Origin of the sequence: Pseudoxanthomonas koreensis (assembly GCF_010093225.1) — a bacterium.
In the GTDB taxonomy this organism is placed as follows: domain Bacteria; phylum Pseudomonadota; class Gammaproteobacteria; order Xanthomonadales; family Xanthomonadaceae; genus Pseudoxanthomonas; species Pseudoxanthomonas koreensis.
Genome location: NZ_PDWM01000035.1, coordinates 16607 through 26973, shown reverse-complemented (window position 1 = coordinate 26973; position 10367 = coordinate 16607). Strand labels below are relative to the sequence as shown.

General features: G+C 72.2%; 10 protein-coding genes. 2 read left to right on the top strand and 8 right to left on the bottom strand.

Annotation, left to right across the window (positions count from 1 at the left end; all coding sequences use genetic code 11):
• The first annotated feature begins 60 nt into the window (after positions 1-60).
• Positions 61-960, top strand: coding sequence for a regulatory signaling modulator protein AmpE (gene ampE / locus CSC64_RS10975; RefSeq protein ID WP_162435362.1), 900 nt, complete (start codon positions 61-63; stop codon positions 958-960).
• Position 961: 1 nt separating this feature from the next.
• Here the strand turns inward: ampE and CSC64_RS10970 are convergent, their stop codons facing one another.
• From CSC64_RS10970 to CSC64_RS10960, 3 genes are all read right to left on the bottom strand, one after another.
• Positions 962-1378, bottom strand: coding sequence for a DUF2752 domain-containing protein (locus tag CSC64_RS10970; protein ID WP_162435361.1), 417 nt, complete (start codon positions 1376-1378; stop codon positions 962-964).
• 10 nt (positions 1379-1388) lie between these two features.
• Positions 1389-1730, bottom strand: a complete 342-nt coding sequence (locus tag CSC64_RS10965; protein WP_162435360.1) for a CD225/dispanin family protein — start codon at positions 1728-1730, stop codon at positions 1389-1391.
• 104 nt (positions 1731-1834) lie between these two features.
• Positions 1835-3763 (bottom strand): MFS transporter, encoded by a 1929-nt coding sequence (locus CSC64_RS10960; protein ID WP_162435359.1) that lies wholly within the window; start codon positions 3761-3763, stop codon positions 1835-1837.
• A 114-nt stretch (positions 3764-3877) separates the two neighbouring features.
• On the opposite strand from CSC64_RS10960, the gene ygiD reads away from it, so the two are divergent.
• A complete protein-coding gene (ygiD, locus tag CSC64_RS10955; protein ID WP_162435358.1) occupies positions 3878-4741 on the top strand; it encodes a 4,5-DOPA-extradiol-dioxygenase in 864 nt (287 codons plus the stop codon).
• Between the two features lie 19 nt (positions 4742-4760).
• Here the strand turns inward: ygiD and CSC64_RS10950 are convergent, their stop codons facing one another.
• The 5 genes from CSC64_RS10950 to purH form a co-directional block, all read right to left on the bottom strand.
• On the bottom strand, positions 4761-5999 hold the full coding sequence (locus CSC64_RS10950) for a DUF4010 domain-containing protein (protein WP_162435357.1): 1239 nt from the start codon (positions 5997-5999) through the stop codon (positions 4761-4763).
• 6 nt (positions 6000-6005) lie between these two features.
• Positions 6006-6500: an acyl-CoA thioesterase gene (locus tag CSC64_RS10945; RefSeq protein WP_162435356.1), complete on the bottom strand. Its 495-nt coding sequence runs from the start codon at positions 6498-6500 to the stop codon at positions 6006-6008.
• 69 nt (positions 6501-6569) lie between these two features.
• Entirely contained in the window at positions 6570-7865 is a 1296-nt protein-coding gene (gene purD, locus CSC64_RS10940; RefSeq protein WP_162435355.1) for a phosphoribosylamine--glycine ligase, read from the bottom strand.
• Positions 7866-7931: 66 nt separating this feature from the next.
• Positions 7932-8459, bottom strand: a complete 528-nt coding sequence (locus tag CSC64_RS10935) for a GNAT family N-acetyltransferase (protein WP_162435354.1) — start codon at positions 8457-8459, stop codon at positions 7932-7934.
• 284 nt (positions 8460-8743) lie between these two features.
• Positions 8744-10339: a bifunctional phosphoribosylaminoimidazolecarboxamide formyltransferase/IMP cyclohydrolase gene (gene purH / locus CSC64_RS10930; RefSeq protein WP_162435353.1), complete on the bottom strand. Its 1596-nt coding sequence runs from the start codon at positions 10337-10339 to the stop codon at positions 8744-8746.
• Between the last annotated feature and the right edge of the window lie 28 nt (positions 10340-10367).

The following is a 10367-nucleotide window of genomic DNA, read 5'->3' as shown; positions in this document are numbered from 1 at the left end:
GCCGGTCGCGGGCTCCGGCTAGAATCCCTCCCCTGGACCGGCGTGGAGGGAGCCGCTCGCATGTTCACCACGCTGGTTGCCGTCGTCGCCGCCCTGGTGCTGGGCCATGTCGCGCCCGCGCCGATGGCCTCGCTGCGCCGGTTCCACTGGTTCGAGCGCTGGCTGGACTGGGTCGGCGCCCATGCGGGCGAGGGCGGGTTCTGGCAGGGCCGCTCCGGCATCTGGCTGGCGCTGCTGCCGCCGGTGCTGCTGGTGCTGCTGTTGCAGGTGCTGCTGTACGGCCGCCTCTGGGGCCTGCTGGGCCTGCTGTTCGGCGTGGTCGTGCTGGTCTGCGCCTGGGGGCCGCGCGACCTGGACATCGACGTCGAGGCCGCGCTCGACGATTCCGATCCGCAGACCCGGCGCGCGCGCCTGGCGCTGCTGGCGCCCGAACCGGGCGCGACGGTGGTCGAAGGCCACCTGCTGCCGGGCACGCTGATGCGCAGCGCGCTGCGGCGCTGGTTCGCGCCGCTGTTCTGGTTCCTGCTGCTGGGTCCGACCGGGGCCGCGCTGTATCGCCTGGCCGAGCGCGCCGCGCTGGCCGGTCCGGCGCGTCTGCCCGTGGAGAACGCGGCCGGCGCGCGCGTGCTGCTGCACTGGCTGGAATGGCCGGTGGCGCAGCTGATGACCCTGGCGCTGGCGCTGGCGGGCAACTTCGACCTGGTGTTCCGCGCCTGGCGCGCCGGCGGCGGCGACCGCTGGCACGCGCAGAGCGGTTTCCTGGAAGCCGCCGGCCGTGCCGCGGTGCGCGGTGAACTGGCCGAGGAGGCCGAGGACTACCTGCGCGAAGGCCAGCCGGTGCCGGTGGCGGTCACCGGCGAGCTGGTCGAACTGCGCGACGCGATGAGCCTGGTGTGGCGCATGCTGTTGCTGTGGCTGGCGCTGCTGGCGCTGCTGGTGATCGCCGGGTGGGTGAGCTGAGTCAACCCGGCGCGAGCCACGTGAACGGAACCCACGGCAGGTTGCGCGCCACCCAGTAGCCCGGCAGCACCAGCAGCCACAGTTTCGGCTCCATCACCACGCCCATCAGCGGCCGCAGCGCGCGCGGCTGCCAGCCGCGGCCCCAGGCCACCATCAGCGGCACCAGCACCAGCATCAGCACGCCCAGCACGTTCATCGACAGCGCGCCGGCCACGTCGCCGTGGACCAGCGCGTGCAGGGCGCGGGTCAGCCCGCAGCCGATGCAGTAGAGGCCGGTGAAGGCGTGGAACATGCACGGCGGGAACGGGTTTCCCGCCGCGTTGGGGTCGAAGCTGCGCAGCAGCCACACCCCGGCGCCGGCCGCGACCGCCGTCGTGGCCAGCGCCGCGATCCACAGCGCGCGCGCGGTGGCGGACATGCGCCGCTGCTTACTGCGCCTGCTGGATCTGCTCGATCATCTGCTGGTACTCGGCCATGCCGCCGGTCGAGAACATGTAGATGTTCAGCAGCAGGCCGATGATCGCCAGCGCGGTGGCGACCCAGCACCAGGTCTTGGCATTGGCCGAGGCGCGCTGGGCACCGGCGATGTCGCCCTGGCGCAGCAGGCTGTTGACCTTGCTCGAGAACACGATCGCGACGATGCCGACCAGGCCCAGCGGGCAGCACAGGCAGGTCGCCAGCACGGTCGAGACGATCGCCCAGGCCAGGTAATTGGGGACCGGCTGGTAGGCCGGGGCCGCGTTCGGGGTGGGCGGGGGGACGTAACTCATGGCACTGCCTCCTGCGGGTCGTGGTTGGTGATGCGACTTGCATACTGGCTTGCGTCGGTCGCAAGCCTAACCGACGCGCCGGCGCCGGCATAGACGCCGCGCGCTCAGGCGTGGTCGCCGCGCAGTTCGCGCACGCGGGCTTCCAGCACTTCGGCGCGAAGCTCGCCCGACAGCGGTGGCCCGGCGGCCACTTCGATGCGCGCGCGGAAGCGCCGCGGCACGCGCATGCGGCCCAGCCATCCGCCGTCGGCCGATGCGCCGCGCCGGCTCCACATGCTCGACCACATCCCGCGCAGCGCCATCGGCACCACCGGCACCGGCCGGCCGGCCGCGGCCGCGCGTTCGAGGATCTTCTCCACGCCGGACTTGAACGGCGCGATCCCGCCGTCGCGGGTCAGCGCGCCTTCCGGGAAGATGCACACCGGCTCGCCCTCGGCCAGGGCCGCGTCGATCTGGTCGAAGGCGCGCTGCATCAGCGCCGGGTCCTCGCGCGCGCCGGCGATCGGGATCGCGCGCGCGGTGCGGAAGATCCAGCGCATCACCGGGATGTCGAAGATCCGGTAGTACATGACGAAGCGCACCGGCCGCGGGATGGTCGCGGCCAGGATCAGCGCGTCCATGTAGCTGACGTGGTTGCACACGATCAGCGCGGCGCCCTCGTCGGGCACGTTCTTCTCGATGCCGTGCAGCTCCAGCCGGTACAGCGCGCGCACCAGCAGCCAGCTGAGGAAGCGCATCAGGAATTCGGGCACGATCGTGAAGATCCAGATCGCGACCAGGGTGTTGGCGACGGCCAGGGCCAGGAACACCTGCGGGATGGTCCAGCCCAGCGCGCGCTGCACCGCGACGCCGGACAGCGCGGCGGCGACGATGAACAGCGCGTTCTGGATGTTCATGCCGGCGATCACCCGCGCCATCTCCCGCTTCGGCGTGCGGCTCTGGATCAGCGCGAACAGCGGCACCACGAAGAAGCCGGTGAACAGGCCGATTCCGGCCAGGTCGAGCATGATCCGCGCGCTGCCCGGCGCGCGCGCGAACTCGGCCACGCTCATGCCCGTCGCCAGCGCCTGCCCCGGGCGGGCGAAGTACAGGTCGAACAGGAACGCGCTGACCCCGAACGCGCCCAGCGGCACCAGGCCGATCTCGACGATGCGCCCGGACAGCTTCTCGCACAGCAGCGAGCCGGTGCCCACGCCGATCGAGAACAGCGCCAGGCCGAGGATGTACAGCGCCTGGGTGCCGCCCAGGTTGGTCTCGGCGTAGACCGGCAGCTGCGCGGTCAGCGCGGTGCCGATGAACCAGAACCAGGACACGCCGAGCACCGCGTTGCGCACCGCCAGCTGGCGGCGGGTCAGTTTCCAGATGCCCCACGACTCGCGCGCGATGTTCCAGCTGACCTTCAGGCCGGGCTCGCCCGCGTCCACCCGCGGGATGCGGCGGGCGACGAAGGTGCCGGCCCCCGCCAGCAGCACGATCGACACGGCCGCGACGTACGGCCCGGCGGCGCCGGCGAGCAGGAAGATCGAGCCGCCGAAGATCATGCCGAGCAGGATCGAGATCGAGGTGCCCATCTCGACCAGGCCGTTGCCGCCGGTCAGCTCCTCCGGCGCCAGCACCGAGGGCAGGATCGAGTACTTCACCGGCCCGAACAGGGTCGACTGCAGGCCGGTGCAGAACAGCGCCAGCAGCAGCAGCGGCATGTTCTGCAGCAGGAAGCCGACCGCCGCCAGCGACATGATCCCGATCTCCATGGCGGTGGTGACCACGATCAGCTTCTGCTTCTCCAGCCGTTCGGCGATCTGGCCGGCGGTGGCCGAGAACAGGAAGTAGGGCACGATGAAGACCGCCGGCGCCAGCTGGGTGTAAAGCGCGCGGGTGTCAGGGGCGATGCTGCCGGCCAGCACCATCGCCCCGAGCAGGCCGATGATCGCCTGGCGGTAGACGTTGTCGTTGAAGGCGCCCAGCGCCTGGACGATGAAGTAGGGCAGGAAGCGGCGCTGGGTCAGCAGCGCGAACTGGCTGTAGCCGGACATGCGGGCCTCCGCGGGACTGCGCGGAGCCTAGCAGACGCCGGTTGCGCGCGGCCGCGCGCATGCGCGGCGCCGCCGTGGTTAAAGTGGGCCTTCCGTGCCTGCCCGGAGGTCCCGATGAGCGCCACCCCGATCATGCCCGCGGCCTTCCTCGGCCATGGCAGCCCGATGAACGCGCTGGAGCACAACCGCTTCACCGCGGCCTGGCGCGAGTTCGGGGATTCGGTGCCGCGGCCGCGCGCGATCCTGGCGGTCTCGGCGCACTGGTACGTGAACACCACCGCGGTCACCGCGATGGCGCGGCCGCGCACCATCCACGACTTCTACGGCTTCCCGCAGGCGCTGTTCGACGTCCAGTATCCGGCGCCGGGCCTGCCGGACCTGGTCGGGGAGATCGCCGAAGAGGTCAAGCCGGACCACGTCGGCGCGGACGTCGATGGCTGGGGGATCGACCACGGCACCTGGTCGGTGCTGGTGCACGCGTTCCCGCAGGCCGACATCCCGGTGGTGCAGCTGTCGATCGACGCGCGGCGCCCGCCGGAGTGGCACCTGGCGCTGGGCGCGAAGCTGGCCCGGCTGCGCGAGCGCGGCGTGCTGGTGGTCGGCAGCGGCAACGTCGTCCACAACCTGCGCGCGATCGACTGGAAGCAGCGCGACGGCGCCTTCGAGTGGAACCGGCGCTTCAACGAGGACGCGCGGACGCTGATGTGCGAGCGCCCGCACGATGTTCCCGCGCTGGCCTCGCACCAGGACTTCCACCTGGCGGTGCCGACCCCGGACCATTTCCTGCCGCTGCTGTACATCGCCGGCCTGGCCGCCGCCTCCGGGCGCCCGGCCGGAGTGCTGGTCGACGGCTACGCCTACGGCTCGCTGTCGATGACCTCCTACACCCTCGATGCGCGCTGCCCGCAGGGCGACGGCGACGGCCGTGGTGCCGCGCCGCTGGCCACCGGCGTGCCGCCGGAGCAGGCCAACGTCTGAGCGGGCGCATCCGCGGCGATCAGGTGCCGGAAACGAGCCAGGCCGCCAGCGCCGCCACCGCGGTCATCGCCGCCAGCCCGGCGCCGACGCGCATGCCGTAGCCGCGGCCGCCGGCGCTGAAGGCGAGCACGGTCTTGGCCAGCGTGGTCGAGGCCAGCAGCGCGACCAGGCCCCAGCGCATCTCCGTGGAGGTGAGGGCGTCGGTCGCCGCCAGCCGCGCGATGGTGGCGCCGGCGGCCTGCAGTTCGGCTGCGGCCGCGATCGTCGCCGCGACCATCGCGCCGGCATCGCCGAACAGGCGGCGCAGGGCTTCGGCCAGCAGCATCACCGCGGCGATCAGCAGCGCGATCAGCAGCGCGTGGGCCAGTTGGAACGCGCGCGGTGGCGGCCCCGGCGGCAGGCTGTCCGCCTGCCCGCCACGCAACAGGCCACCGCCGGCGACCAGCGCCAGGGCCAGTGCCGCCGCGCCCAGCGGTGCGGCCGCCGTGCGCAGCAGCGACGGCGAGACCGCGCCGACCACCGCCGCCAGCAGAAGCAGCGAAGCCAGGTTGGCCAGCAGCGCGGCCGCCACCGCCGCTGGTCGCAGCGCCGCCTGCGCGCGCGCGAGCTGGCCGAAACTGGCCACCGCGGCGGTGGAGGAGGCGAAGCCGGAGAAGAAGCCGGCAACCGGCAGGCCGCGCCGCGCACCGACCGCGCGGCGGGCGACATGGCCGAGCATGCCCACCGCCATGATCAGCACCACGATCCGCCACAGCATCGCCGGCTGCACCACGCCCCAGGGATCGACCGGCTCGTCCGGCAGCAGCGGCAGCACCACCAGCGCGGCGGCGGCGAGCACCAGGCCATCCTGCATTTCGGTTTCGCTGATCAGGTCGCGGCTCAATCGCCGCAGCGGCGCCTTGGCCCACAGCAGGATCGCCACCACCACGCCCAGCGCGGCCGCCAGCGCCGGCGAGCGGTGGGCCAGCGCGCCCAGCAGCACGGTCACCAGCATCGCCACCTCGCCGGTGAGGCCGGGATCGCGGTCGCGGCTGGTCCGGTAGCTGGCCAGGGCGAGCAGCGCCACCGCCGCCAGCACCACCAGCAGCGCGGCATTGCCGAAGCCCATGGCGATCGCGCCGGCCAGTGCCAGCAGCGCATGCGTGCGCACGCCGGCCTTGCCGATGCGGTCGGCATGGTGGCGTTCGCGCACCGCGCCGACCAGCAGGCCCAGGCCGAGGGCGGCGGCCAGGGTGGTGAGGGTGTCGTTCCAGTCCAAGCGTGCTCAGCCGGCGCCCGGCGCGTCGCTGCGCAGCGCGCGGTAGCGCTCTTCCATTTCCTGGCGGATCTCGCGGCGCTGGCGACCCTGTTCGAAGCGGCGCTCCTCTTCGGCCGTCTGTGGCTCGCGCGGCGGCACGGCGACGGTGCGGCCGTCGTCGTCCAGCGCGACCATGGTGAAGAAGCAGCTGTTGGTGTGCCGTACCGCGCGGCCGCGGATGTCCTCGGTCACCACCTTGATCCCCACTTCCATCGAACTGCGGCCGGTGTAGTTGACCGAGGCCAGGAAGGTGACCAGTTCGCCGACGTGGATCGGCTCGCGGAAGGTGACCTGGTCCACCGACAGGGTGACGACGTAGCAGCCGGCGTAGCGGCTGGCGCAGGCGTAGGCGACCTCGTCGAGCAGCTTGAGCAGGGCACCGCCGTGGACGTTGCCGGAGAAGTTGGCCATGTCCGGCGTCATCAGCAGGGACATGGTGAGCTGGGCGCTGCCGACGGTCATGGCGGGCCTGCGTGGTGGCGGTTGCCTGGGCGCGGCGAGGATGGCATGGCCGCGCCGCGCGCGGAAGCCTCAGCCCGCGTCGCGCTCGCGTTCGATCGCGCGCCAGCCGATGTCGCGGCGGTGGAATTCGCTGGCCCAGTGGATCGCATCGACGCCGGCATAGGCATTGCGCCGTGCGTCGGACACCGAATCGCCCAGCGCGGCCACGCACAGCACGCGGCCGCCGGCGCTGAGCACCTGGCCGGCGGCATCCAGCGCGGTCCCCGCGTGGAAGACCTTGGCGCCGGCGGGCACCGCGTCCAGGCCGCTGATGACATCGCCGGTGACCGGCGTTTCCGGATACGGGCGCGCGGCCATCACCACGCCCAGCGACGGGCGCGGGTCCCACTGCGCTTCCACCGCGTCGAGGCGGCCATCGATCGCGGCCTCGACCAGTTCGACCAGGTCCGACTGCAGGCGCAGCATCACCGGCTGGGTCTCCGGGTCGCCGAAGCGCACGTTGAACTCGATCACCTTCGGTGCGCCGGACGCGTCGATCATCAGCCCGGCGTAGAGGAAGCCGGTGAATGGCACGCCGTCGGCGGCCATGCCGCGGACGGTGGGCTCGACCACTTCGCGCATCACCCGCGCATGCACTTCCGGCGTGACCACCGGGGCGGGCGAGTAGGCGCCCATGCCGCCGGTGTTGGGGCCGGTGTCGCCGTCGCCCACGCGCTTGTGGTCCTGGCTGGTGGCCATCGGCAGCGCGGTGCGGCCGTCGACCATGGAGATGAAGCTGGCCTCCTCGCCTTCGAGGAATTCCTCGATCACCACCCGCGCACCGGCATCGCCGAAGGCGTTGCCCGAGAGCATGTCGCGCACCGCGGCCTCGGCTTCGGCCAGGGTCATCGCCACGATCACGCCCTTGCCGGCGGCCAGGCCGTCGGCCTTGACCACGATCGGCGCGCCCTTTTCGTTGATGTAGGCCAATGCGGCGTCGGCGTCGGTATGCACCGCGTAGAACGCGGTGGGGATGCCGTGGCGGGCGAGGAAGTCCTTGGCGAAGGCCTTGGAGCCTTCGAGCTGCGCGGCCGCGGCGGTGGGGCCGAAGATGCGCAGGCCGGCGTCGCGGAAGCGGTCGACCACGCCGGCCACCAGCGGCACCTCGGGGCCGACCACGGTCAGGGCCACGCCTTCGTCCTGCGCCAGCCGGAGCAGCCCGTCGATGTCGGTGACCTTGACCGGCGCGTTGCGGCAGCCGGCCTCGGTGGCGGTACCGGCGTTGCCGGGGGCGACGACGACTTCCGATACGCGCGGCGACTGCGCCAGCTTCCAGGCCAGCGCGTGCTCGCGGCCGCCGGAACCGATCACCAGGACTTTGGACATTGCGGGGGGGTCGGGGAAAGGGGGGGAGTCCGATTCTAGCGTGCGCGCCAGCGCAGGGTTGGCGCGTCAGGGCCCCGCCATCCAGTCGTTCTCGTGGTGGCCGAAGCCGGCGTGCAGCACCACTTCGCCGGCCGAGGCCGCGTCGGTGAAGCGCAGTGCCTGGAACGCGCCTTCCGGCGCGTCGGGCAGGGTCAGCAGCGGGTCGGGACGGAAGCCGAAGCGGCGGTAGTAGGCCGGGTCGCCGAGCACCACGCAGCCGTTGGCCTCGCGTTCCTCGAGCATGCGCAGGCCGGCGCGGACCAGCGCGGCGCCGATGCCGTGGCCCTGGTCGGCCGGGTTGACCGCGACCGGGCCGAGCACGTACCAGCCGTCGCCGTCGCGCGAGGGGCGGGCCGGCGAAAACGCGACGTGGCCGGCGAGGCGGCCATCGATGTCGGCCACCAGCGAAACGGCCAGGGCATGGTCGGCGCGCAGGGTGTCGACGGTACGCGCCTCCAGCTTGCCTTCTCCGGGCACGCCGACGGCGGCGAAGGCGGCCAGCACCAGGTCGTGGATGGCGTCGATGTCGTCGGGACTTTCCTCGCGGATCCACATGACGGTCGCCTCCGTGGCAGGACAGGAGGCAAGCCTAGCCCAGCAGGCGTGCGCGCGGCATTAAGGCGGCCATGCGGGGCCCGGACGCCTGTGCGGCGGCTTCCTGTAGGAGCCCGCATGAGGGCGACCCGACGCCGCCGGAACGCGCCGCGTACAACGCGGAGCCTCCGGAGCGGTCGCGTTGAACGCGGCCGTGTGCCGACGCTTCCGGGTCGCCCTCATGCGGGCTCCTACAGGGAGCCGCGCGGCGGGCGGGGCACCGTGCCGCACGGCGGGGGAGCGGGTCAGTGGCGGAAGTGGCGCACGCCGGTGAAGACCATGGCGATGCCGTGCTCGTCGGCCGCGGCCACCACCTCGGCGTCGCGCATCGAGCCGCCCGGCTGGATCACCGCCTTGATCCCGGCGGCGGCGGCGGCGTCGATGCCGTCGCGGAACGGGAAGAACGCGTCGGAGGCCATCACCGAGCCTTCCACCACCAGGCCGGCGTCGGCCGCCTTGATCCCGGCGATGCGCGCCGAATACACCCGGCTCATCTGCCCGGCGCCCACGCCGATCGTGCGGTTGTCCTTCGCATAGACGATCGCGTTGGACTTGACGAACTTGGCGACTTTCCACGCGAACAGCAGGTCGCTGAACTGGGCTTCGGTCGGCGCCAGCTTCGTCACCACCTTGAGCTCGCCGCGGTCGACCACGCGGTCGTCGACGGTCTGCATCAGCAGGCCCGAGCCGACCCGCTTGGTGTCGATGAAACCCTTCGACGCCGGTGCCAGTGCAATGCGCAGCACGCGCACGTTGGCCTTCTTCGTCGCGTATCCCAGCGAGCCGGCGTCGTAGTCCGGGGCGATCAGCACCTCGACGAACTGGCGGTCGAGGATCGTCTTCGCGGTAGCCGCGTCGAGCGGGCGGGTGAAGGCGATGATCCCGCCGAACGCCGAGGTCGGGTCGGTGGCGTAGGCCTGCTCGTAGCTGTCGGCGCAGGACGCCCCCACCGCCACGCCGCAGGGATTGGCGTGCTTGACGATCACGCAGGCCGGCGCGTCGAACTGGCGCACGCATTCCCAGGCCGCGTCGCTGTCGGCGATGTTGTTGTAGCTCAGTTCCTTGCCCTGCAGCTGTTCGAACGTCGCCAGCGAACCTGGCGCCGGGTGCAGGTCGCGGTAGAACGCGGCCTGCTGGTGCGGGTTCTCGCCGTAGCGCAGGTCCATGACCTTGACGAAGCTGCCGTTGGCCTGCGCGGAGAACGGCGTGCGCACCGGCACTTCGGCCGACACGTCGGTGACCGAGGACAGGTAGTTGCTGATCGCCGCGTCGTACTGGGCCACGCGGTTGAACGCGGCCACCGACAGGGCGAAGCGGGTCGCCGCCGACAGCCGGCCGTCATTGGCGTCGAGTTCGGCGACGACGCCGGCGTACTGCTCCGGCGCGGTCGCCACCGCCACACGGGCGAAGTTCTTCGCCGCCGAGCGCAGCATCGCCGGGCCGCCGATGTCGATGTTCTCCACCGCCTCGGCCAGGGTGCAGCCGGCCTTGGCGGTCACCGTCTCGAACGGATACAGGTTCAGCACCAGCAGGTCGATCGCGCCGATCCCGTGCTGCGCCATCACCGCGTCGTCGACGCCGGCGCGGCCGAGCAGGCCGCCGTGGACCAGCGGGTGCAGGGTCTTGACCCGGCCGTCCATCATTTCCGGGAAGCCGGTGACCTCGGACACATCCTTCACCGCCAGGCCGGCCTCGCGCAGCGCGCGGGCGGTGCCGCCGGTGGAGAGCAGCTCGACGTCGTGCGCGACCAGCGCGCGGGCCAGTTCGAGCAGGCCGGTCTTGTCGGAAACGGACAGCAGCGCCCGGCGAAGCTTCACCGGCGGATCGGATTTGACATTCATGCAGGAGCGGTTCGGGGGAGGGCGGAGC